Source organism: Bradyrhizobium sp. LeoA1Lang (assembly GCF_055413685.1).
The window spans coordinates 1-23,578 of sequence record NZ_JBVAPG010000127.1 but is presented as its reverse complement, the minus strand read 5'-3'; the positions used below and the strand labels follow the sequence as shown (position 1 = coordinate 23,578).

The window sequence follows — 23,578 nt, the reverse complement described above, 5'->3', positions numbered from 1 at the left end:
CGCCATCAGACTCGCTCGAAAGCGAATCCAACCCGCACACATCATCGCATGGTCACTTTGGCGTAGAGCTCACCAGGCCGCCGCCCAGCGCGCGCACTTCAAAACAAAAAGACAACTGTAATGCTAGAGCGGGATGACGATTCGAAGAAAAGTCATCACGCTCTAGGCGGTGCAAGAACGGCTTCTCGAGATCGTCGAGACGTTCGCCCGCGGTTCATCACGGCTAGTTGGTCGGTTGCTACAACCGCAACTGTTCTCCCGAACGATTGAAATCACGCTGTAGCAAGCCGCGCCGATTCTGGCCGCTCCATATCGGAAGGAGGTCAGCCGATGACACCAACGGCAATCGAAGCTTTGGAGAGCAATCATGCGTGAGATGATCGGAGCAGTGCTTCTGGCGGCGTTACTCTCTGGTCGCACGGCCACGGCCGAGACGGTGGGACTGGCGAAACCATCGCCCTCTGCCGTCTCGTCAGGCATGTCCGATGCCTCATCACGGACGCTAGGTCTGCCGTGGCCTGCGCCGGTCGGCCATCGTCAGCCCCACGCGAAGGACCTGCTGTCGCAGAATCCGAACGAGCTCGAGCGCATCAGCGAAGAGGATCGTGCTGTCGATCGCAAGCTCACGATCTGCCACGGCTGTTGAGTTTCGTGCCCCAGCGTTTGTGGTCCCGTGCGTCCTGGCCGGTGTGGACGCACGGGACAACATTTCGAATGTAACCCATCTCTGATTCGTTGAAACGATCCTGTAGCTCCGCAACGTCATTGAAGCCGGCAACCACATCAATCCTCTTCCGCCACGACGTGCTTCGTCCGTCTGCCCGCAGATCGCGGATAAATCATATGACATGCGTGATTTCGGATCGGCCGATGCGACCAGATCCGATTTTGGCGTGACAAAAGGCGCGCCGAATGGACCTCAACTCTCTCCAAACCTTTGTCGCTGTCGTGCGGGCTGGCGGATTTGCCGCGGCCGCTCGTCAGACCAATACACCGCGCTCGTCCGTCAGTTTGCGCATCCGAACGTTGGAAAGAACACTCGGCGTCCGCCTCTTCAAGCGTTCGACTCGCGCTTTTTCGCTCACCACGGAAGGCGCCGAACTGTACGGACGCTCTGCGGAGGCTCTGGCCTCTCTCGCCGGCGCGCTCGACGGCCTGGGCAAGGCAGGCGCCTCCTATGTCGGTGGAATCCGTCTGACGGCGCCGGCGGACTTTCCGCCCGGTATCATCGCCGCCGCCGTTTCCGAATTCCGTGAAGCGCATCCCGCCGTGCGGTTCGAGGTGCTGCTCACGAACGACGTGCTCGACCTCATCTCCGAGAACATCGATGTCGCCCTTCGCATTGGCGCTTCCAATCCGCAGGAAGCGCTCGTCAAGGGCGTTCTCGACATGGAGTTCGGCCTTTATGCCAGCGCCGAATATCTGCGCAGGAACGGCGAGCCAGCCAACATACACGCGGTGAGCACGCTGATTGGTCCCGAACGGCCCGAGCTGCGCCGCCTGCTGTCCCGCGGTCTCAAGAACGGGGTTGAGTTCCCGCAGTTTCAGCTCGCGGTGGACAGTTTCGCTTTGGTGCGTGAATTTGTCTTGCTGCATCAAGGCGTCGGGCTGCTGCCGCAATCGCTATGCCGGGCCGAGCTTGGATCGAAAGCCGTTGTGCCCGTGCTGCCGAACCTGTTCTCGGGCTCGACCCGGCTGCATCTCACCTTTCCTTCGCGCGCCGACCTCAATCCCAAGGTCAACGCGTTCGCGCAAGTCCTGGCGCGCCATCTGGAGGCTGCGTCGGCCGGACGGTGACGCGCTCGATTGGCCAGTAGCCTGGCCGCTCTGTCCGGGTCAGTGGGGCTACTCACGGCGCGCGCGGCCGCCATATGCGGCTTGTCAGATAGCAACCTTGTCTGGAGCGAACATGCAAGCCGACATCACCACGAAATTCGAAACGACGGAATTCGCCGGGATTACCGCAGCGATCATCAACCCCTATCCGAGCCCCTTCACGATCCTGGACATGACGATCAAGCCCGGCGCCGGCGCACCCGCGCACATCTCCGCTACCGAAGACAAGCTCTTCATCGTGATCGCAGGCCAACTGAAGTACCTTATCGGCGAGCGCACCGCCGTGGCAGGGCCGGGCGCACGGGTCCTGGTCCCGAGAGGTACGGTCCACGGCTTCACCAATGTCGGGGACGCCGACGCGCGACATATTCTGGTGTCCACGCCGCGCCGCCACGAAGAGTTTTTCCGCGACCTGCACGACATTCCAAATCCCCGGGAGGAGCATATGGATCTCTTGCCCGGCATCGCGGCACGCCACGATCAGGCGATCGTCGGACCTCTTCCTTAAGTTCTCTGCGCTCGGCCTGCGCCTGATGGCCGCAGGCGCAGGCCGGTTTTCACTATCGGTTTTCTACCGAAGTTGGAAAACAGATGGGCAGCAAGATCGGCGAATTGACCGTAGCCGCCCAGCTTCGCGGCGTGGAAGCCGCGGCAAAGCCTTGACGGCCCGGCGTTCGGCGGCGGCCAGCTTCCATGGTCGTCCGTCGAATGCTTACAGCCTTTTCGGTGGCGCTAGTCTGGCTTGCCACCGCAGAGTTCTACAACTAAGCTACTGAGATACCGGGCGTCAGAACGGCGCCCCTGTATTTTACGGAGGGCTTCGCTATGGCAGGTATCTTCCGGGACGCTAATCTCCAAGAGAAAGTACTGGATTTTTCTTATCAGAACGATGCCCTCGCACAGTTGATCGTCGAGGCGTGGACCGATCCAGATTTTGAAAAGTGGTTGACGACGCGGCAGTCGGACGGCACCTCGCCAAACGCCAAAGCGTCGCTTCAGGCCCGGGGTATATTTCTGGCGAACCCCATCGTGTTCACGGAAGAAGAGTATAATAGCGGCTGTCACAACCCGGACCCTGATGGGACTGGAGTCATTTTCGTGGTGCCGGACCGATCGCGGGTCGACAAGCCTCCGCTTCACCTGTCTCTTCTCGAGACGGCCCGCTTGCTGATGGCCATTACGCCAAACGGAATCTAGCGCGGTCGAGACTGGGCCTGAGTTGTGTTTTTAGCGAGTTTCGCGCGCACCGTGCGGGAAACGATGCGCGCGCGACCGCTCGGATATGGAGGTGTGGAATGGCGCCCCTGGTCACGGAGTGGGTCAACGTTGGCGGCAATATTTCGATCATCGCGCGCGAGTCGGGAGAGGTCTGGTTTCATCTCCCGGGCGGCACAAAGGAATACACAGATCCGTTTGCGACGCCGATGACGGGCGTCGGCGCCAGGGGCAGCACGATCGGGCTGCTCGACGGCGCGATCAATCTCGGATTTTCCAGAATTGAAGGGCGCCTCGCCAGCCCGGCGCCGACGCTCGTCGGCTACATCGTCGCCATCGTGGGCGCCTACCACACGTCTGTCCACACGCCGCGAAATCTCCAGCGCGCCGCCAGGCGATTCAACGAACTGGGGAGGCCGGAAGTGGCAGCCTATCTCGAAGAACGCGCGCGCGAGGAGACCGGTCACGACCGGCTCGCGCTCAAGGATCTTCGCGCGCTGGGCCTGCCCGCCGAGCGACTGGTCGCCAACTTCATCCCCGAGGGCATCAAGCCGCTCTGCGATCGGTTCGATGAGCTCTGCGTCGAGGACTACCCGATCGGCTGCATCGGCTATTCCTATTGTCTGGAACGCATCGCCGCGCTCAAGCAGAAGACCGATATCGAGAAAATGCAGGCACTATGCCCTGATGGCGTCGATGCGACCCGCTTTCTCCGAAGCCATAGTTGCCTTGGGAGCGAGGTTGCCCACGTGGAAGAGACGATCGAGTTTGTCGCGTCCCTTCCCCCGAGCGATCGCATCAGGGTCGTCCAGGAGACGTATGAATCGGCATTGATCATGGCGGAGGGATATAATCACGAGCTGCTCAAATCCGAGGCGGAGATGCTCGACGAGCTTCAGCAGGCGGTCGGAGAGGCGCTTCCGTATCCTCTGAGTAGAGCCTTCGTACAGTAGGAGGCGCGGTGCTCGGCCCTCGGCGTGAGCAGAACGGCACGACAGTCGTCGCAGTCTGGCGTGCCTCGAGCGACAACAGACGAGGGCCTCTGCAATGGCGAGGACAACGACCGAGGTTCGCGACTGGCTGTGTGGACACGGCCTGGGCCAGTACGCCCAAACCTTCGCAGACAACAATATCGAATACTCCGTCCTTCCGGATCTGACCGAGAATGATCTCAGGAAGCTTGGCGTTATTTCCTTAGGTCATCGCAAGAAGCTGCTGAAGGCCATCGAAGCATTGACGGCAGCGAAGTTCGGCGTGGCGTCCATCCCGGTCGCGCCGCAGCGCGAGGCCGAATTCCGTCAGATCACGGTGATGTTCAGTGATCTGGTCGGGTCCACGCAGCTTTCGGAGGCGCTGGATCCGGAGGATCTGCAAAAACTCATTGACGCGTATCGGGGGGAATGCAGCACCGCGATCCGGCGCTACGGAGGCGAGGTCGCGCGCTACTTCGGCGACGGCGCGATGGCGTTCTTCGGTTGGCCCTATGCGCATGAGGATGACGCCGTTCGTGCCACTCATGCGGCACTGGAGATCGTTTCCAGAGTTACGAAGATTGCGGGGCCGGTTACCCTGACGTGCCGGGTGGGTGTCTGCTCCGGCCCCGTTGTGGTCGGCGAAACCGGAGACAGTGGCACGTGGTCGATGGACGCGGTAGGAGAGACGCCGAATATCGCCGCGCGTCTGCAGACTCTCGCCGCTGCCAACACGGTGGTCGTTTCGGAATCGACCAGACGGCTTGTATCGGCTGCGTTTGATTTTCAGGACCTCGGTCTCCAGGAGCTCAAAGGCGTAACTGAATCCGTTCACGTCTATCGCGTGCTCTCGGCAAAGCACACCACGAGCCGCTTCGAGGCGGCGCATGCGGGTTCTCTTACGCCGCTGATCGGGCGCTCGAGCGAGCTCAGCCTGCTGCTCGACAGGTGGCAGAAAGCCAAGGAGGGCGACGGCCAGGTCATATTTCTTTCGGGAATTCCCGGAGTCGGGAAATCGAGGCTTCTCCACGAACTGAAATCGCGTGTCGAGGATGAGCCGCACATCCTGCTTCACCATCAGTGCTCGCCCTATCACAGTCAGAGCGCGTTCTTTCCTGTGATCGAGCAGATCGAACAGGCCGCCCAACTGACGGCACGCGAGCCCGATGCGGACAAGCTTGCGAAGCTCAAGGTCTACCTTCCGCGCCCGATTGACGGCTTGGCGGAGCCGGTCGCCCTGATCGCAAAACTGTTGTCGATCCCGCTGGAAGATGACCTCGAACTGTCAGGACTTACGCCGCGGCAAGTGAAAAACAGGACGATCTCTACGCTTGTCGACATCCTGTTGGCATTTTCCGCTCAACGCCCGACGCTCTGCATCTTCGAGGACGCGCATTGGCTTGACGCGTCGACCCTTGAGCTGCTCGAACTGGTCACCAGCCGCATCGACCGCGCCCGCGTGCTGCTTATCGTATCCTGTCGGCCCGAATTTCGCCCCGCGTGGATCACTCATGCGAACACCACCCTGCACTCGCTCACGCGGCTGTCGCACAGCGAGGTCAGGGCGATGATCCGGGAGCTCCTGAGCGGCGCGAGCATGCCCCAGCCGTTGCTCGACCAGATCATCGAAAAGGCCGATGGCGTCCCGCTATTCATCGAGGAACTGACAAACAGCACGTTGAGCGCCCCTTTGCGAAGCCGAGGCGCCGTCGAGCGCAAGGCGCAGCCGGCCTTGCTCCGCGTTCCGGACACGCTAAGCGACGCCTTGATGGAACGGCTCGACCGGGTCGCACCAAGCCGCCGGCTTGCGCAGATCGCGGCCGTGATCGGACGGGAATTCTCCTATGACCTCTTGTCGGCTGCATCGCAGGTTGACGAGGAGGATATGCTGTCGGCGCTCTCATTGCTCGAACGCGCGGATATCATTTACCGGGTCGACGTTTCGCCGTTCGTCCGTTTCGCCTTCAAGCACGTGCTGCTGCGCGATGCGATCTACGACTCCCTGCTCAAGAGCAAGCGGCTGCAGTTTCACGCCGACATCGCGACGATCCTGGAGCATGATTTCCCGGAGCTTGCCGAAAATCAGCCCGAGGTTCTCGCCTATCACCATCAGGAGGCAGGCAATCATCCACTTGCCATTCGCTGCTGGTTCAAGTCCGGGCAACGCGCGCTAGCGCATTCGGCCAATGTCGAGGCCATCGCCAATTTTCGAAAGGCCCTTCAGCTTCTGAGCGCCCTGCCGGACACGCTCGAGCGGACCAGGCAGGAGACCGACATTCAACTGGCGTTGGGCATACCGCTCATCGCGGTGCAGGGCTATGCCTCCGCCGACACCCGCGAAGCTTTTTCGCAGGCGCGGGCCCTCTGCTTGCGGCTCGGCAACATTCCCGAATATTTCCAGGCGCTGTTCGGGTTGTGGGGGAATGCCTGGATGTCCGGCAAGAATGATGAAGCGCTCGGCATGGCCGATGAGTTCATGTCGCGGGCTCAGGCGTTGCCGGACGCCGTGCCGCGAATGGTCGCCCACAGAATGATGGGCAGCACGCTATTGACGATCGGGGACTTTCGATCGTCGGTGGACCATTTCGAGGAGTCGATCAAGCTTTCGATGAACAAGGGAAGGCCGCCGCTATACCATCTCTATATGGTCGAGCCGCAGGCGGCGTCGCTGCTGCTGCTGTCCTGGGATTTGTGGTTCCTCGGCTATCCCGACCAGGCGCTCGCGCGCGTCTCGGAGGCGCTTGCCTTGGCGCGGGATCTTCGCCACCCCTACACCATAGCGTTCGCGCATTACATGACCTCGGTCGTGCACCTGTTGCGCGGGGAGGCCGATCTCGCCTTCGAGAACGCCGAGAAGAGCTTTGAGGTGTCGCGGGAGCAGCGGTTTTCGCTCTATGCGATCCTGTCGCGAATTTCGCGCGGCCGGGCCGTCGGCGACCTCGGCCGGATTGAAGAGGCCCGCGCCGAGATCGCCCGCGGGCTCGACGAGGCCCGGCAGAACAACGTCGGCTTCATGCTGCCGATGATGGAGAGCTGGCTCGCGGAGATGCACGCCAAGGCGGGAGAAAATGAGTACGCGCTATGGATCGTCGAGCAGACCCTGACCAATCTCGATGACGTGACAGGCAGGTCATGGGAATCGGAATTGCATCGGCAGAAAGCGCAGCTTCTTCTGGCGCTCGACCCCTCGAACATTTCGGACGCCGAATCTTGCCTGAAGAAGTCGATCGACGTGGCCTGCGGTCAAAGCGCCAAATCCCTGGAGCTGCGCGCCTCGATGGACCTGGCCGAACTCTGGCGCAAGCAAGGAAGGCTCGAGGCGGCGCGCGCGCTATTGGAGCCAATCTGCCGCTGGTTCGATGAGGGGGCCGAGACCGCCGACCTCAGGCGGGCGCGCGACGCTCAAGCCGCGGCGCTCTGATCCTCACCTGCGGCGGTCGCGGCCGCACTCATCCGCGGTCACGGCAAGGTGCTGACGCACCGGCAACTGCTTCTGGACATTTGGGGGCCGGGCTATGCCGAGCGCGCTCACTACATCCGCATCTACATGGCCCAGCTTCGCCAGAAGCTCGGGGACGATCCCTCGCAACCGGTCTATCTGATCACGGAGTTGCGGGTCGGCTACCGCCTTTCCGGGCTGGAGATCCGAGAGGATAGCTAGACGTGGGGAATGGAGGATTTGTAGGATACTGATTGCACCGATGTCGCGCCCCATTGAGGGGAGCAAGGCAAAATGGCAAGGGAGAGGAACAGATCGACTTTCACGGTAGGGGCTTCTTGGCGGTATGTTCGGTTCTCTTGTCCTGCTCGCGCATGGCATCATCTATTTCATTCTCATGGGGAGCATTTTCAGAGCAAGGCAGAGCATTGGAGTTGGCGTTTTTTTCTGCCTCCTCGGCACGATGCACTTCCTCGAGACCTATTTGGCGGCCACCTTCTTCATCGAACTGCCCTTCGGTCTGATCTCGCCAGGGTCCACCGTGATGTTCGCGGGCAAGCTCTGCTTTTTCCTGCTGCTTTACATCAAGGAAGACGCCGAGGTGATGCGGCAGCCGATCTACGGCCTCCTGAGCGGCAACATTCTGATGATCGCACTAGGGCTTATCCTGCGCCTCTACAGCAATCCGGCGAGCTTGCCAGGGTACAATCCGGATCTGCGCTTCATCGACCAAATGGGCTTGCTCATGGTCTGGGGCAGCCTATTGCTGTTCATCGATCTGATCGCCCTTGTCATCATTTATGAACGGCTTGGAAAAATGGTGACGAATACCGTCCCTGGGCGGATGTTCATCAGCTTGGCGCTTGTGTTGAGCTTCGATCAGGTCTTCTTCTACCTGGGGCTGCATCTCCTTACAGGCGTACCAGAATCGGCATTGTACGGCGGGTGGATCGCCAAGATCGCCGCGGCTGCCCTCTTCAGCCTCATGATGACCGCATATCTTCGCATCGTTGAACGGGAGACTCTTCCCGTGCAATCGCGTCGCGCCGCGGATGTGTTCGATCGCCTGACTTACCGGCATCGCTACGAGAAGCTTGCTGAGCGGGTTGGCAAGGATGCGCTGACGGGACTTCAGGATCGCGGGCAGTTCGATGCCAAAGGGGCGGCAATGCTGCAGGCAGCTTCTCAATCGGGCCTGTCGCTTAGTCTCATGATGATCGACATCGATCACTTCAAGTCGATCAACGACAGCCGCGGCCACGTCGTTGGCGATGGCGTGATCCGCAAGGTGGCCGAGACGATTGTCGCCTCAAAGCGTGAGGGTGACGAGCTGTTTCGATATGGCGGGGAAGAGTTCGCATTGCTGTGCCCGCAGACGCCCCCAGGCGCCATGGCGCTGGCAGAACGCATTCGGGCGGCTGTGGCCGACAGCAATCATCCAGAACTGGAGCGGGCGGTGACGGTGAGCATTGGCATCGCCACCTTTCCAACGCATGCCAGGGCTTTTCGGGAGCTGCTCGAAAAGGCGGATGCTGCCCTTTATCGGGCGAAGGCGTCAGGCAGGAACGGAGTTATCGGCGCGGACGCCTAAATGTTTGGTGGCGGCGGCGATATCCAGCCGTGTCGCATCGACCTCGCCCTGCACGAGCAGTGGCTCCGGTCGCAAGAGGTAGAACACGGAAAGCGCGACGACGACAGCTGCGACGACACCGACGATGATGGAAGGAGTGTCGCGCTGCGTGCATTCTCCTCCGGGGTAAGCTCGCCATCTTCGTGCCCCGGCGCGATCGTGGGGTCGACGCCAGGCGCATTCCCAACATGCCGAAATTTCCCGGAGCAGGTGGGGAACTTTTCGCTTGTGTGCACTTTGTACCTTATTGGCCCGTGTCCGCGGGCGGTTGACGTAGATGTTGTGCCCTTCGTTGGTCGGACACCAGACCGGGGTATGAGGCAGGCATCGATACTCCTTTTGAAGACGAAGCGGTCATTCGGAGGATGCTTGTCCAAATGACTTCAATGTTGAAGCTCAGCTCGAAGTTCACTGCATGCGCTGTCGTGCTGGCCTTCGCGATGGTTCTGTCGGTCGCGGCGTATGCCAGAGGTGGCGGTGGCCATGGTGGGGGTGGTGGCCATGGCGGCGGCTTTCACGGCGGTGGCTTTCACGGCGGCGGCTTCCATGGTGGAGGCTTTCGTGGTGGCGGCTCCCACTTCGGCGGAAGAAACTTCGGTGGCGGCCGTGCAATCGCCGCGAGACCTCATTTTGCCCCGCGGATAGGCCGTTCGTTTGCGCGGCCGAGCTTCCATGGCGGCCGTTCGTTCAGCCAGCGATCGTTCGCGCCGCACAACAGAGCCGCGGCGGTCGGCGCCTCCGCGCTTGCGGCGAGGCACGTCAACGTGGCGCGGAACGCCAACGCCGTGCGGCGTTCACTGAACGCGCGCCCCATCAACCGAGCGCTGAACAGCACCGTCGCGTTGCGCGATCCGCGCACCCGCGCGTTCATCACTGCGAGCTTAGCCACGGCGGCGTGGCACGGTGGCAACCGGTCGTGGTGGCGCCACCGCGATGGCGGTTTTGGGTGGGTCGGCCCCTTGTTCTGGCCGTTCGCTTTCTATGACATTTATGACTACACCTTCTGGGGCTATCCCTATGATGATGCGTTCTGGGGCTATGGCTACCCGGACCTCTACGCCGGCATCTTCGGCCTTTATGGCTATGACGACCTGATGGGCTATGCGGGCTACCTGCCGCGTTATGCTGGCCGGCGCGGAGGCAACTTCGACACCTATGCCTATGCGCCGTCGAACGGTCGGACCAACCTCGCGCAAATGTGCGGCGACGATAGCCGCGTGATTGCCGGGCTACCGATCGAGGCATTCCAGAATGCAATCCAGCCGAACGAGGCACAGCGCGCCGCGCTCGAAGAACTCGCCAACGCTTCGGAAAAGGCGGCTGCAGCCCTCAAGACCTCCTGCCCCACCGACGTTGCGCTCACGGCGCCGGGCCGGCTTGCAGCGATGCAGCAGCGCATCGAAGCGATGATCGTCGCGGTGCAGACGGTGCAAGGGCCGCTCGAGAAGTTCTACGGCCTCCTGAGCGATGAGCAGAAGGCGCAGATCAATGCACTTTCGACGACACGCCAGCGTCCGGGCCGAACCGCGGCGAGAGCCGGCCCGACCGGACCAGCCTGCGATGTGACGCAACCGGCGCTGAGCGAGTGGCCGACCGCCACAATCGATCAATCGGTCAGGCCGACCGACCAGCAGCGCCAATATCTTGACGCGCTTCAGGGCGCCGCTGCCCAGGCCGCAGACACGCTGAAGGCATCGTGTCAGATCCGGCCGGAGGACGCGCTGACGCCGCCGGCACGCCTTGCAGCCGTCGCCCGGCGGCTCGACACGATGCTGCAGGCGGTGAAGACCGTGCGCACGGCGATGGATGACTTCTATGGATCGCTGACCGACGAGCAGAAAGCGGCCTTCGATGCGATCGGTCCGCAGCAGGCTGGCGGGCGTCGATACGTCCGCGGGCGTGCGTGATCCGGCGTTCGCCAGCGGCTTACATCTGCCGCTCGACCAGCTTCAGCTTGAGCTCGGCGATCGCTTCCGAGGGGTTGAGGCCCTTGGGGCAGGCCTTGGCGCAGTTCATGATGGTGTGGCAGCGATAGAGGCGGAACGGGTCCTCGAGATTGTCGAGCCGTTCGCCGGTGGCCTCATCGCGGCTGTCGGTGACCCAGCGGGTTGCCTGCAGCAGCGCGGCGGGGCCGAGGAAGCGCTCGCTGTTCCACCAGTAGCTCGGGCATGAGGTCGAGCAGCAGGCACAGAGGATGCATTCATAGAGGCCGTCGAGCTTCTCGCGGTCCTCGTGGCTCTGCTTCCATTCCTTCTGCGGCGTCGGCGTGACCGTCTTCAGCCACGGCTCGATGGACGCGTATTGCGCATAGAAATTGGTGAGATCGGGGACGAGGTCTTTCACCACCGGCTGATGCGGCAGCGGATTGACCTTCACCGCGCCGTCCTTCACGTCATGCATCGACTTGGTGCAGGCGAGCGTGTTCTGGCCGTCGATGTTCATGGCGCATGAGCCGCAGACGCCCTCGCGGCAGGAGCGGCGGAAGGTCAGCGTCGGATCGATGTGGTTCTTGATCCAGATCAGGCCGTCCAAGACCATCGGCCCGCAATCGTTGGTGTCGACATAATAGGTGTCGACGCTTGGATTCTTGCCGTCGTCCGGATTCCAGCGATAGATCTTGAACTCGCGCGTCTCGGTCGCGCCGGCCGGCTTCGGCCAGGTCTTGCCGCCTGAGATCTTCGAGTTCTTCGGAAGCGCGAATTCAACCATGCTTGCAAGCCTTCGCTGTCGTCATCAATCCACGCGCGATCAGTACACGCGCGCCTTGGGCGGGATGTACTGCACGTCGTTGGTCATCGTGTAATCATGCACCGGGCGGAACTCGATCGTGGTGTTGCCCTTCTGATCGAGCCAGGCCAGCGTGTGCTTCATCCAGTTCTTGTCGTCACGATCAGGGAAATCCTCGCGCGCATGCGCGCCGCGGCTCTCGGTGCGGTTAGCCGCCGAATCCATGGTGACGACGGCCTGCACGATCAGATTGTCGAATTCCAGCGTCTCGATCAGGTCGGAATTCCACACCAGCGAGCGGTCTGAGACCGAGATGTCGCCAATGCCGCCATGCACCTTGTGGATCAGGTTCTTGCCTTCCTGCAGCACTTCGCCGGTGCGGAACACCGCGCAATTGGTCTGCATCACATGCTGCATGCTGTCGCGCAGCTTGGCGGTCGGCGTGCCGCCCGAAGCATTTCGGAAATGGTCGAGCCGGCCCAGCGCCAGGTCGGCGGAATCCCTCGGCAATTCCGGCTGCTTGCCGTTGGCCGTCAGTTTCTCGGCGCAGCGCAGCGCAGCAGCCCGGCCGAACACCACGAGGTCGATCAGCGAGTTGGAGCCGAGCCGGTTGGCGCCATGCACGGAGACGCAGGCCGCTTCCCCGATCGCCATCAGGCCGGGCACCACTGCATTGTCGTCGCCGTCCCGCTTCGTCAGCACTTCGGCGTGGAAGTTGGTGGGGATGCCGCCCATGTTGTAGTGCACCGTCGGCACGATCGGGATCGGCTCGCGGGTGACGTCGACATTGGCGAAGATGCGCGCCGATTCGGAGATGCCAGGCAGCCGCTCCTGCAGCACCTTCGGATCGAGATGATCGAGGTGCAGGTAGATGTGGTCCTTCTTCTTGCCGACGCCGCGGCCTTCGCGGATCTCGATGGTCATCGCGCGCGAGACCACGTCGCGCGAGGCGAGGTCCTTGGCGGAAGGCGCATAGCGCTCCATGAAGCGCTCGCCCTCGGAGTTGACGAGATAGCCGCCTTCGCCGCGGGCGCCCTCGGTGACGAGGCAGCCGGCGCCGTAGATGCCGGTCGGGTGGAACTGCACGAACTCCATGTCCTGCAGCGGCAGGCCGGCGCGCAGCACCATGCCGCCGCCGTCGCCGGTGCAGGTATGCGCCGAGGTGCAGGAGGCGTAGGCGCGGCCATAGCCGCCGGTGGCGAGAATCGTGGTCTGGGCACGGAAGCGGTGCAGCGTGCCGTCGTCGAGCTTGATCGCGATCACGCCGCGGCAGACGCCCTGGTCGTCCATGATCAGGTCGATGGCGAAGAACTCGATGAAGAACTCGGCCGCGTGCCGCAGCGACTGGCCGTACATCGTGTGCAGCATCGCGTGGCCGGTGCGGTCGGCGGCGGCGCAGGTGCGCTGCGCCTGGCCCTTGCCGTAGTCGATCGTCATGCCACCGAACGGACGCTGGTAGATCTTGCCGTCCTCGGTGCGCGAGAACGGCACGCCCCAATGCTCGAGCTCGTAGACCGCCTCCGGCGCGTTACGCACCATGTATTCAATCGCGTCCTGGTCGCCGAGCCAGTCCGACCCCTTGACGGTGTCGTACATGTGCCAGCGCCAGTCGTCCTGATGCATGTTGCCGAGCGAGGCCGAGATGCCGCCTTGTGCTGCGACCGTGTGCGAGCGCGTCGGAAACACCTTGGTGATGCAGGCTGTGCGGAGGCCCGCTTCCGAGCAGCCGACCACCGCGCGCAGGCCGGCGCCGCCGGCGCCGACCACGACGACGTCATAGGTGTGGTCTTCGATCGGATAGGCTTTGCCGTTCGTGGCCGGGCCACTGCCATTGGTGGCCTTGCCGTTACCTTCAGCGGCCATAGGTCATACTCCCGAGGATAATTTAAGGAGCGCGTAGATCGAGGCCAAGGCCACCGCAGCGCAGAAGAAATTGTTGGCCATGATGCTGGCGAGCTTCAGCTTCTCGTTATGCACATAGTCCTCGATCACGACCTGCATGCCGATCTTCATGTGCCAGGTGCTGGCGACGATGAATAGCAAGAGGATGATCGCGATCGGCAGCGAGCCGAGGATCTGTGCCGCGCCGGCGTGGTTGCGGCCGACCAGCGTCAGGATCACGAACAGCACCGGCACGATCAGCAGTGTCATCGCCATCGCGGTGAGGCGCTGGCGCCAGAAATCGGTGGTGCCGGAATGCGAGGCGCCGAGATTGCGGACGCGGCCGAGCGGCGTGCGCATCGAGGAACGAGAGTCGCTCATCGTCCGCCTCCGATCGCGTAAGCGATGATCCAGATCAGCACGGTGAGCACGATGCCGCCGATCAGCGCGGCCCAGGTCAGGGCTTCCCGTTCATTGGCCTTGAAGCCGTAGCCCAGGTCCCAGACGAAGTGCCTGATGCCGCTGAGCAGATGGTGCATCAGCGCCCAAGTGTAGCCGAACACGATCAGCTTGCCGATGAAGCTGCCGGTGAAAGCCTGCAGATTGGCGTAGGCGCTGGGGCCCGAAGCCGCCGCGATCAGCCACCAGGCGAGCAGCAGCGTGCCGACATAAAGCGCTATTCCCGTGGCGCGGTGGACGATGGAAAGCGCCATCGTCAGGGTCCAGCGATAGGTCTGTATATGGGGCGAGAGCGGTCGTTCGATCCTGGCGGTCATCAGCGGCTTTGAGTTTGGTGGGACCGCGGCCGGCCCATCGGGGAACGCGGTAGATAAATTCTATTTACGGAGTCGAACCTTACAGCGCAACGGCCAAATGCCTGCAAAACGAACGGGTATTCATTGCTACATCATTGATGAAGCAAGCCGATCAGAGGCTTGGTATACCAGGGCGGTCGGCCCAGACCAAGAAGCGAATTCTGATTCGATTATAAGGTTGCGGCGGCATGCGCGCCGAACGGATCGACGGCTCGCCAACGTTCGACGAGATAATCGACAAATGCCCGGGTCTTTGGCGACGCAAGCCGCGATGGCTGAAACACCAGGTGCAATGGCGTCGGCGGCGGCTCGTAGTTCGCGAGGATGCGCCGCAAGCTGCCGGCCCTGATATCGGCGTCGACCTGCCATGACGGCACGCGCACAATGCCCGCGCCTTCCTTCGCCGCCGCGGCAAGCGCATCAAGGCTATTCATCCAGAGCCGACCGGATATGCGGATTTTGCGGTCTACCTTCATGCTCTCCGCGAAACGCCACTCGGCGCTGCCGGGCGCATCGGAGAATACGAGACAGTCATGACCAGCGAGGTCGCGCGGCGTCTGCGGCACGCCGCGGCGCGCGAGGTAGGTGGGTGAGGCGCATACGATCATCCTGAGGTCGGCGAATTTGCGCGCGACCAGTTGCGAATCCCGCAAGCGGCCGACCCGGATCGCCAGATGGATGTCTTCCTCGACCATGTCGACGGCGCGTTCGACCAGCAGCAGATCGACTGACAGCAACGGATAGCGGCGCAGGAATTCGGCGAGCAGCGGCGCGATCACGAGCCGACCCATCAGGCTGGGACAGCTCACGCGAATCCGGCCCGAGGGCTGGTGACGGTCGCGTGACAACGCGGCTTCGATTTCCTTGACCTCGCCGAGGATCGATTTCGCGCGCTCATAGAAAATCCGGCCATCATCGGTCAGCGCGAGCTGCCGCGTGGTGCGGAGCAGCAGCCTGGTGCCGAAATGCTCCTCCAGCGCGGAGATCTGGCGGCTGACCGAGGTCAGCGAGCTCGGAAGCGACCGTGCCGCCGCCGAGAGGCTGCCCGTCTCCACCGCGCGGACAAAGGTCGCCATGGCCGAAAGCTGGTCCATCCGATCCTTCCGAAACTCGCAAGGCTTCTCACCAAGCAGGCTAGATACTCCCGCCTTCGACAAGGGTCTAGGCTTCGAGAACCCGCCAAACGGAGGAATTTGAGATGGGATGGAGTACCGGCTTCGTATCGCATCCCAGGACGATCCGTCTGATTCACAATCGATCGGCCGACGGCCTGATCGGTCCTGTTGTTTTCTCGGTTACGGGGCTGTTGCTCGATGGGGCCGCGATGCTGGCTCAGGCCGGCGATCGATACCCCTCGGCCTTCGGGTTGGGCCTGATCCTCGTGGCGCCAGCCGTGGCGGCTCTGGCGGCCTTGCGCGTGCAAGGCCGCAGAGACTAAACGCTGACGCAAGGGACACCATGGCTGGCCTCGATCTCACCGAACTCGTTGAACTCGCATTGCTGCTGATCGCGGTTGGCGCCTTGTCCGGCTTTCTCGCCGGCCTGTTCGGCATCGGCGGCGGCGCGGTCCTGGTGCCGGTGTTCTATGAATGCTTCCGCCTGGCCGGCGTGCCGGTGGAGGTGCGGATGCCGCTCTGCATCGGCACCTCGCTCGCCGTCATCATCCCGACCTCGATCAGCTCGTTTCGCGCCCATTACCGGCGCGGCGCTGTTGACATGGAGGTGTTGAAGCGCTGGTGGATCCCGATCGTGCTCGGCGTCCTCGCCGGCAGCGTCACCGCGCGGTTTGCGCCGGAGCGGCTGTTCAAGATCGTGTTCGTGATGGTGGCCTGGTCGGCGGCGGCGCGGCTGTTATTGGCGCGCGAGGGCTGGAAGTTCGGCGACGAATTGCCCAAGGGCTTCCTGATGCGCGTCTACGGTTTCTTCGTCGGCCTGCTCTCGACCTTGATGGGCATCGGCGGCGGCCTGTTCGCCAATCTCCTGATGACCTTCTACGGCCGCCCGATCCACCAGGCAGTCGCGACCTCCTCGGCGCTGGTGGTGCTGATCTCGATCCCCGGCGCGCTCGGCTATGTCTATGCCGGCTGGCCGGCCGCGGCGCACTTTCCCGATGTCCTGGCGCTGCAGGTGCCGTTCGCGCTCGGCTATGTCTCGCTGATCGGCGCCATCCTGGTGATGCCGACCACGCTGGTCACCGCCCCGCTCGGCGTGAAGGTCGCGCACGCGCTGTCAAAGCGGGCGCTGGAGATGGCGTTCGGTGCCTACCTCTTCATCGTCGGCGGCCGGTTCGTGATCAGTCTCGTGAGCGGGCAGTAGCTGCCGAACTGCGCCTTTAGCGGCGGACGGTCAGTTCGACGGCTTTTTCCTTATCTCACTATGCCCCCACATGCGGAGATCGCCTTCGCTCTCAATGCAGTCGGCTTCAGCCAGTGCGCCGAGCCGCGCGGCGAGGACCTCATCGCTGACCGCCAGTCCCAGTTCCCTACACCGATCGAGCGCCCAGCCGATGATCGCCGCCGTCTTGCGCCACTGAGAATGCAGCACCGAAAAGATGATTCGATCGATATCGGCTTCGGAAATCGAAGAGGGAAGCGAAACCTCTTCCCAGCGAAGTGTGCTGAGGATGTGCGGAGGCTCTTTATCTGGAGGTCTCAGATCCGGGTATTTCTTGTACAGCACGAACAGTAGCTCGTCGTACACAGCATCGCCGGCTGCCCCAAGACCGCTGGCGAACATCCTTCGTGCTTCCTCACCGAGGCTGGAGATCGCTCCCTCTGCTCGCTCGAGCGACTCAACAACGTCAAGCAGATATTCGTGAATCTCTTCCGCTTGCTCTCGGTTCATAAGCTCTGTCCCCCGGGAGGCTGTGCGCCCCTACTTCTTCGTATAGATATCCTTATACGTATCCCGCAAAATGTTCTTCTGTACCTTGCCCATGGTGTTGCGCGGCAGTTCGTCGACGACGAACACCCGCTTCGGCATCTTGAATTTTGCCAATCGTCCCTCGAGGCCGTTCAGCACCGCGGATTCATCGATCGTGGCGCCGGGCTGGCGCACCACGACGGCGGTTACGCCTTCGCCGAAATCGGCGTGCGGCACGCCGATCACGGCGGATTCGACCACGCCGGGCATGCCGTCGATCTCGGTCTCGATTTCCTTGGGATAGACGTTGAATCCGCCCGAGATCACCAGATCCTTGCCGCGGCCGAGGATGTGGACATAGCCCTTGGCGTCGATCTTGCCGAGATCGCCGGTGATGAAGAAGCCGTCGTCGCGGAATTCGGTCTTGGTCTTTTCCGGCATCCGCCAATAGCCTTTGAACACGTTCGGGCCTTTGACCTCGATCACGCCGATCTCTTCGCGCGCAAGCTCCTTGCCCGTTTCGGGGTCGGTGACGCGCGCGGAGACGCCGGGCAAGGGAAAGCCGACCGCGCCGGGCACGCGCTCGCCGTCATAGGGGTTGGAGGTGTTCATGTTGGTCTCGGTCATGCCGTAGCGCTCGAGCACGGCGTGGCCGGTGCGGGCGGACCATTCGCGATGGGTATCGGCGAGCAGCGGCGCCGAACCCGAAACGAACAGCCGCATGTGCCTGGTCGTCTCCTTGTTCAGCGCGGGATTTTGCAGGAGACGCGTATAGAAGGTCGGCACGCCCATCAGCACGGTGGCGCGCGCCATCAGCTTGATGATCAGGTCCGGATCGAGCTTCGGCAGGAAGATCATCGCGGCGCGTGCGAACAGCGTCACGTTGCTGGCCACGAACAGGCCGTGGGTATGATAGATCGGCAGCGCGTGGATCAGCACGTCGTCCTTGGTGAAACGCCAGTAGTCGACCAGCGACAGCGAGTTCGAGGCGAGATTGTCGTGGCTCAGCATCGCGCCCTTGGAGCGGCCGGTGGTGCCTGACGTATAGAGGATCGCGGCGAGATCATCATTGCCGCGTTCCACCGTCTTGAACTCCGGGCTCGCTTTGTCGGCCGCGTCCATCAGCGAACCCTTGCCGTCGGCGCCGAGCGTCTCGACCTTGGCGCCGACTTTCGCGGCAATCGCGCTGATGCCGTCTGCCTTCGAGGGATCGCACACCACCAGCGACGGCTCGGCGTCGGTGATGAAGTAGTCGAGCTCGTTCAACGTATAGGCGGTGTTGAGCGGCAAATAGATCGCGCCGGCGCGCACGGTTGCGAGATAAAGCACGAGGCCCTGCACCGATTTTTCAGTTTGCGCTGCAACGCGGTCGCCGACCTTGACGCCGCGCGAAACCAGCACGTTTGCCATCCGCCCGGTGCGCGCGATCAGATCCGCATAGCTGATCTTCGTGCCGTCGAGTTCTTCGATCGCAAGCCGGCTTGGATCGTCGAGACCGTCGAACAGGCGGGAAAACAGATTGGCGTTGGCGGCGGTGTTCATGCAACATCCCCTGAAGGGCAACAAGGCTGGGCTGGCTTAGCAAAAACGCCCTTTGGAAAGCAACGGAGACAGTTTGCATGACAAATAATGGGAAACGCGTGGCCTGGGTGACGGGCGGCGGCACCGGCATCGGCGAGTCCGGGGCGGAATTCCTGGCGGCCGACGGCTGGACGGTGGTGGTCTCGGGCCGCCGCAAGGAGGAGCTGGACCGGGTGGTCGCCAACATCGCCAGGAAGGGCGGCAAGGCAGAGGCCATCCCACTCGACGTCAGCAACAAGGAAGACGTCAACAAGGTGGCCGAGCAGATCCTCAACCGTCACGGCCGCATCGACCTCCTGGTCAACAGCGCCGGCATCAACGTGCCGAAGCGGAGCTGGGCCGACATGGAGCTTCAGGGCTGGGACAGACTGGTCGAGATCAATCTCAACGGCGTGCTCTACTGCATGCATGCGGTGCTGCCGGCGATGCGCAAGCAGCAGGACGGCTGCATCATCAATGTCGCCTCCTGGGCCGGACGCCATGTCTCGAAGATGCCCGGGCCGGCCTACACCACGACCAAGCATGCGGTGCTGGCGCTGACCCATTCCTTCAACATGGATGAATGCGCCAACGGTCTGCGCGCCTGCTGCCTGTCGCCCGGCGAGGTCGCCACGCCGATCCTGAAACTGCGGCCCGTGGTGCCGAGCGAAGCCGAGCAGGCCAGGATGCTGCAGCCCGAGGATGTCGGCCGCACCATCGCCTTCGTCGCCAGCATGCCGCCGCGTGTCTGCGTCAACGAAATCCTGATCAGCCCGACCCACAACCGCGGCTTCATCCAGACCCCCGCAAGCCGGGATTAGGCGCAGGTCCCCTGTAGCCCGGATGGAGCGAAGCGTAATCCGGGATAGGTGCATCCGCCGACACAGTGGCCCCGGATTGCGCTACGCTCCATTCGGGCTACGAACCTCCGGCGCCAGTTTCGTAGGGTGAGCAAAGCGAAGCGTGCCCACCATCAAGCACTCCGCTCGTGATGATGGGCACGCTTCGCTTTGCCCACCCCACGGCAGCGCACCCCCACGGCCACGCCCGCAGATAGTTTCAGCCATCACGATAAATTATCCCGCGAAACCCTGTCCCAAACCCTCCCGTAGCTGCGGCCAACGACGGTGCAATCGAATAGCCGCGCCGTCGTTGCCTTTCATCCCCGGCGGCAGCTCCGCCGGTCATTGTTAGCCAAACGGGAGATTGTCCATGTCGAAACGTACAGCACTTCTCGCCGCCGCAGCGTTCAGCGCACTGGCGCTCACCGCGACCGTGATGGCGCCGGTTCGCGCCGAGGAGAAGACCGTGATGGTCGGCGGCGCAGCGATGTTCCCATCCAGGAACATCATCCAGAACGCGGTCAATTCCAGGGACCACACCACCCTCGTCGCCGCGGTGAAGGCCGCCGGCCTCGTGGGCACGTTGGAAGGCAAGGGCCCGTTCACGGTGTTCGCGCCAACCAACATGGCGTTCGGCAAACTGCCGGCCGGCACCGTCGAAACCCTGGTCAAGCCGGAGAACAAGGCGACGCTGACCAAGATCCTGACCTATCACGTCGTGCCCGGGAAGTATGAGGCCTCCAGCCTTGCCGACGGCAAGAAGCTTAGGACCGTCGAGGGCGAGGAACTGACCGTGAAGAAGCAGGACGGCAAGGTCTGGATCGGCGACGCCAAGGGCAATTGGTCGACGGTGACGATCTCGAATGTCAACCAGTCGAACGGCGTGATCCATGTAGTCGACACCGTGTTGATGCCCGCCTCGTAACCCCGCGCGCGCCTGTTTCATCCCCCAGACAGGCAGCGTGAGACCAGCGAGCCGGGGAAACCCGGCTCGCTTTTTTGTGACCGCGATGCCTCGCTCGTATCGCACTGGTACCAGGTGTCGCGGTAACAAGGCCCCGATCCGGGCGTATAAATACGTAACGAATTCCGAGCAGGAACAGCCATGTCGAGCCTTGCAGTCCGCGACGAGCACGCAGCCCCAGTCAGCAGCACGACCAAGGTGATCCAGCCGGCCTGGGTCCGGATCGTGCACTGGGTCAACGCGGTGGCGATGATCCTGATGATCATGTCGGGCTGGCAGATCTACAACGCCTCACCCCTGTTCAACTTCACCTTCTCCCGCAGCATCACGCTCGGCGGCTGGCTCGGCGGCGCGCTGCTCTGGCACTTTGCCGCGATGTGGCTGTTGATGGTCAATGGCCTGGTCTATCTCGTCCTTGGCTTCGTCACCGGCCGCTTCCGCAGGAAGCTGCTGCCGATTACGCCGGCGGGCGTGATCTCGGACACCAAGGCGGCGCTGACCCTCAAGCTCTCGCACGACGATCTCGCCAAGTACAATTACGTGCAGAAGCTGCTGTATGCCGGCATCATCATCGTCGGTGTGATCATCGTGCTGTCGGGCCTGTCGATCTGGAAGCCGGTGCAGTTGCAGTGGCTGACGGCGCTGTTCGGCGGCTATGACGTCGCGCGCTATGTCCATTTCATCTGCATGGCGCTGATCGTCGCCTTCCTCGTTGTTCACGTCGCGCTCGCGATCCTGGTGCCGAGGAGCCTGCGCGCCATGATCATCGGCCGCTGAGTTGAGGGAGAAAGACCATGGGTCGCATGCGCAAGCTCCTGATCCCCGGCGTCGACAAGAAGCTCGTGGTCAAGGACGCCGTGAAGCTGATGCCTGACCTGACACGCCGGCGCTTCATCACGGGTGGCGCCAGCCTGGGGGCGCTGACGCTGCTCACCGGCTGCGACGTCATCGACAGCTCCTCGGCGGAAACGATGCTGGCGCAGGTTTCGAAGTTCAACGATGCGGTGCAGGCCTGGATGTTCAATCCGAACGCGCTGGCGCCGACCTTTCCTGAAAGCGCCATTACAAAACCGTTTCCGTTCAACGGCTATTACGATCTCGACGACGCGCCCGATATCGACGGCAAGGATTGGAAGCTGGAGGTGCGCGGCCTGGTCGAGAACAACAAGCCGTGGACGCTGGAGGAGCTCTACAAGCTGCCCCAGGTCAAGCAGGTCACGCGCCATATCTGCGTCGAGGGCTGGAGCGCAATCGGCAGTTGGACCGGCACGCCGCTGCGCGATTTCTTAAAGCTCGTCGGCGCCGACACGCGCGCGAAATATGTCTGGTTCCAGTGCGCCGACAAGGACGGCTACAATTCGCCTTTGGACATGCCGACCGCGCTGCATCCGCAGACCCAGATGACCTTCAAATTCGCCGACGAGATCCTGCCGCGCGCCTACGGCTATCCGATGAAGATCCGGGTGCCGACCAAGCTCGGCTTCAAGAACCCGAAATACGTGATCTCGATGGAAGTCACCAACGACTACAAGGGCGGCTACTGGGAAGACCAGGGCTACAATTCGTTTAGCGGAAGCTAGCTCCGCTCCTCATCCCGAGGAGCCGCGCCAGCGGCGTCTCGAGGGACGGGCCGCGCGCTCCTCACTCTCCGTCATTCCGGGGCGCGCGAAGCGCGAGCCCGGAATCCATTTCGCCGCATGCTCTGCGGTTGAATGGATTCCGGGCTCGTCCTTCGGACGCCCCGGAATGACGGCGGAGAAAAATTCGCCAGCGATTCCAAAGTGATTTGCCTCGTCCAGTCATCGCGCAAAAAACATTCCGCTTTCGCCGTCGGGCAAATCAGTGATTTAACTCCGCGCGTCTCACCCGAATGAGGGGCGGCTCGCGATCGTCACGAACGTTGCGGTGAGATGCGGTGGACGAGAGTGTCACGACTGACGAGCGTGGCATCAGCGGACGGCGAAGTCGTGTGGTCCTGGCGCCCCGACGCTGGCGCTAAGTTCGCAGAGATGATCTGTGAGTGATGGTGGCAAGAAAGCCCGGTCACCAAGGAGAGCACGAAGTAAGCCGTAAACCACTGCGCAGGGAAAGCCGGAATGCTTCGGTTGAACCTGTGGTCCTACCCCCGTGCTTTTTGTTGCACGGGACCCACGGGTGCAACCAGCACCCGCCTTTCCCTGCGCCCTCTGATTTCGAGGAGGGTGGAAAGTGACGCAAAGCCCGGACGCAATGCGCCGCGAGAACGCGGACTAATATCCTCACTGCTGTTTGACATTTGAATCAGCACTCGCGGCGATGCCGTAGGGTGGGCAAAGCGAAGCGTGCCCACCATCGCGAGCGCGGTGCTGGATGGTGGGCACGGCGCGAAGCGCGCCTTTGCCCACCCTTCTGTAACGGGCCTGGATCAGTCAATCCCTTTTGCGTCATCCGCTCGCCGGGGTCTCGCTTCTGTACGGGGTCGGCGCAAGGCCGCCACCTGATGGGGTTGGAGAGGATCGGCCGGCCAATCTACGGACGCGTGGTCGTAGTGCCACCGGGTGGGCAACGGTCTGACCTGATCCATCGTCCCGGCGAAGGGACTTCGCTTCGAGAAGGCCTGGTGTGGTGACCCGCTCGAAAACCTGTCGCGCCTCCTGTTAGGCTGCCGCCGCGGCGGCGTTGAAGGGGGTTTGATCGACGAGCATGCGGTGCATGATCACCGCCAGCCGGCGCGCGAGCGCCACCTTGGCCTTGCTCATGCCGGCGCGCCGGGCGATCCGCATCGCCCAGCTCTTCAATTGCGCACAGCCCTTGACCGGCTTGGTCAGCATGATGTGGGCGGCCTCGTAGAGCGCCG

21 protein-coding genes and 2 pseudogenes are annotated in these 23,578 nt (G+C 62.6%); 15 read left to right on the top strand and 8 right to left on the bottom strand.

From position 1 onward, the window contains the following. Window positions 1-367: 367 nt before the first annotated feature. From ACZYOF_RS31920 to ACZYOF_RS31880, 9 genes and pseudogenes are all read left to right on the top strand, one after another. Window positions 368-646 (top strand): hypothetical protein, encoded by a 279-nt coding sequence (locus ACZYOF_RS31920; RefSeq protein WP_130583749.1) that lies wholly within the window; start codon window positions 368-370, stop codon window positions 644-646. Window positions 647-912: 266 nt separating this feature from the next. Next, window positions 913-1,797, top strand: coding sequence for a LysR family transcriptional regulator (locus ACZYOF_RS31915; protein ID WP_463718256.1), 885 nt, complete (start codon window positions 913-915; stop codon window positions 1,795-1,797). Between the two features lie 112 nt (window positions 1,798-1,909). Then, the gene (locus ACZYOF_RS31910; RefSeq protein WP_463718255.1) at window positions 1,910-2,344 is read left to right on the top strand and encodes a cupin domain-containing protein; all 435 of its coding nucleotides are present in this window, start codon (window positions 1,910-1,912) and stop codon (window positions 2,342-2,344) included. A 317-nt stretch (window positions 2,345-2,661) separates the two neighbouring features. Beyond that, entirely contained in the window at window positions 2,662-3,033 is a 372-nt protein-coding gene (locus ACZYOF_RS31905; protein ID WP_130583752.1) for a hypothetical protein, read from the top strand. Between the two features lie 98 nt (window positions 3,034-3,131). Further along, window positions 3,132-4,004 (top strand): hypothetical protein, encoded by an 873-nt coding sequence (locus tag ACZYOF_RS31900; protein WP_463718254.1) that lies wholly within the window; start codon window positions 3,132-3,134, stop codon window positions 4,002-4,004. Window positions 4,005-4,098: 94 nt separating this feature from the next. Next, window positions 4,099-7,443, top strand: coding sequence for an adenylate/guanylate cyclase domain-containing protein (locus tag ACZYOF_RS31895; RefSeq protein ID WP_463718253.1), 3,345 nt, complete (start codon window positions 4,099-4,101; stop codon window positions 7,441-7,443). A gap of 27 nt (window positions 7,444-7,470) precedes the next feature. Further along, window positions 7,471-7,683, top strand: a pseudogene (locus tag ACZYOF_RS31890) (winged helix-turn-helix domain-containing protein); the annotation flags it as partial. A gap of 124 nt (window positions 7,684-7,807) precedes the next feature. Next, window positions 7,808-9,052, top strand: a complete 1,245-nt coding sequence (locus tag ACZYOF_RS31885; protein WP_463718252.1) for a GGDEF domain-containing protein — start codon at window positions 7,808-7,810, stop codon at window positions 9,050-9,052. Window positions 9,053-9,468: 416 nt separating this feature from the next. Further along, the gene (locus ACZYOF_RS31880) at window positions 9,469-10,998 is read left to right on the top strand and encodes a Spy/CpxP family protein refolding chaperone (protein WP_463718251.1); all 1,530 of its coding nucleotides are present in this window, start codon (window positions 9,469-9,471) and stop codon (window positions 10,996-10,998) included. Between the two features lie 19 nt (window positions 10,999-11,017). Here ACZYOF_RS31880 and ACZYOF_RS31875 read toward each other — a convergent pair whose 3' ends face one another. The 5 genes from ACZYOF_RS31875 to ACZYOF_RS31855 all read right to left on the bottom strand — a co-directional run bounded on the left by ACZYOF_RS31875 (window position 11,018) and on the right by ACZYOF_RS31855 (window position 15,608). Then, window positions 11,018-11,800: a succinate dehydrogenase iron-sulfur subunit gene (locus ACZYOF_RS31875; RefSeq protein ID WP_130581521.1), complete on the bottom strand. Its 783-nt coding sequence runs from the start codon at window positions 11,798-11,800 to the stop codon at window positions 11,018-11,020. A gap of 39 nt (window positions 11,801-11,839) precedes the next feature. Further along, entirely contained in the window at window positions 11,840-13,681 is a 1,842-nt protein-coding gene (sdhA, locus tag ACZYOF_RS31870) for a succinate dehydrogenase flavoprotein subunit (RefSeq protein WP_282532559.1), read from the bottom strand. A gap of 3 nt (window positions 13,682-13,684) precedes the next feature. After that, a complete protein-coding gene (gene sdhD / locus ACZYOF_RS31865) occupies window positions 13,685-14,059 on the bottom strand; it encodes a succinate dehydrogenase, hydrophobic membrane anchor protein (RefSeq protein WP_130581531.1) in 375 nt (124 codons plus the stop codon). Between the two features lie 17 nt (window positions 14,060-14,076). After that, window positions 14,077-14,475 carry a succinate dehydrogenase, cytochrome b556 subunit gene (gene sdhC / locus ACZYOF_RS31860; protein WP_130581523.1) on the bottom strand — a complete coding sequence of 133 codons (399 nt, stop codon included), beginning with the start codon at window positions 14,473-14,475 and terminating at the stop codon, window positions 14,077-14,079. 209 nt (window positions 14,476-14,684) lie between these two features. Continuing rightward, entirely contained in the window at window positions 14,685-15,608 is a 924-nt protein-coding gene (locus ACZYOF_RS31855) for a LysR family transcriptional regulator (RefSeq protein ID WP_463718250.1), read from the bottom strand. A 104-nt stretch (window positions 15,609-15,712) separates the two neighbouring features. Here ACZYOF_RS31855 and ACZYOF_RS31850 point away from each other — a divergent pair, with 104 nt between their 5' ends. Next, a complete protein-coding gene (locus ACZYOF_RS31850) occupies window positions 15,713-15,952 on the top strand; it encodes a hypothetical protein (RefSeq protein ID WP_463718249.1) in 240 nt (79 codons plus the stop codon). 20 nt (window positions 15,953-15,972) lie between these two features. After that, entirely contained in the window at window positions 15,973-16,830 is an 858-nt protein-coding gene (locus ACZYOF_RS31845) for a sulfite exporter TauE/SafE family protein (protein ID WP_463718248.1), read from the top strand. A gap of 30 nt (window positions 16,831-16,860) precedes the next feature. On the opposite strand, the gene ACZYOF_RS31840 is transcribed toward ACZYOF_RS31845, so the two are convergent. Together ACZYOF_RS31840 and ACZYOF_RS31835 are read right to left on the bottom strand one after the other, a co-directional pair. Next, window positions 16,861-17,358 (bottom strand): DUF3658 domain-containing protein, encoded by a 498-nt coding sequence (locus ACZYOF_RS31840; RefSeq protein WP_463718247.1) that lies wholly within the window; start codon window positions 17,356-17,358, stop codon window positions 16,861-16,863. Between the two features lie 30 nt (window positions 17,359-17,388). Next, the gene (locus ACZYOF_RS31835; protein ID WP_463718246.1) at window positions 17,389-18,918 is read right to left on the bottom strand and encodes a malonate--CoA ligase; all 1,530 of its coding nucleotides are present in this window, start codon (window positions 18,916-18,918) and stop codon (window positions 17,389-17,391) included. A 77-nt stretch (window positions 18,919-18,995) separates the two neighbouring features. Between ACZYOF_RS31835 and ACZYOF_RS31830 the strand changes: the two genes are divergently transcribed. The 4 genes from ACZYOF_RS31830 to ACZYOF_RS31815 all read left to right on the top strand — a co-directional run bounded on the left by ACZYOF_RS31830 (window position 18,996) and on the right by ACZYOF_RS31815 (window position 22,322). Continuing rightward, the gene (locus tag ACZYOF_RS31830; RefSeq protein ID WP_463718245.1) at window positions 18,996-19,757 is read left to right on the top strand and encodes an SDR family oxidoreductase; all 762 of its coding nucleotides are present in this window, start codon (window positions 18,996-18,998) and stop codon (window positions 19,755-19,757) included. Window positions 19,758-20,148: 391 nt separating this feature from the next. Further along, window positions 20,149-20,703 (top strand): fasciclin domain-containing protein, encoded by a 555-nt coding sequence (locus tag ACZYOF_RS31825; protein WP_130584187.1) that lies wholly within the window; start codon window positions 20,149-20,151, stop codon window positions 20,701-20,703. 180 nt (window positions 20,704-20,883) lie between these two features. Continuing rightward, a complete protein-coding gene (locus tag ACZYOF_RS31820) occupies window positions 20,884-21,519 on the top strand; it encodes a cytochrome b/b6 domain-containing protein (protein ID WP_463718244.1) in 636 nt (211 codons plus the stop codon). Between the two features lie 17 nt (window positions 21,520-21,536). Further along, the gene (locus ACZYOF_RS31815) at window positions 21,537-22,322 is read left to right on the top strand and encodes a molybdopterin-binding protein (protein WP_463718243.1); all 786 of its coding nucleotides are present in this window, start codon (window positions 21,537-21,539) and stop codon (window positions 22,320-22,322) included. A 1,056-nt stretch (window positions 22,323-23,378) separates the two neighbouring features. On the opposite strand, the pseudogene ACZYOF_RS31810 reads toward ACZYOF_RS31815, so the two are convergent. Beyond that, window positions 23,379-23,578, bottom strand: a pseudogene (locus ACZYOF_RS31810) (IS110 family transposase); the annotation flags it as partial.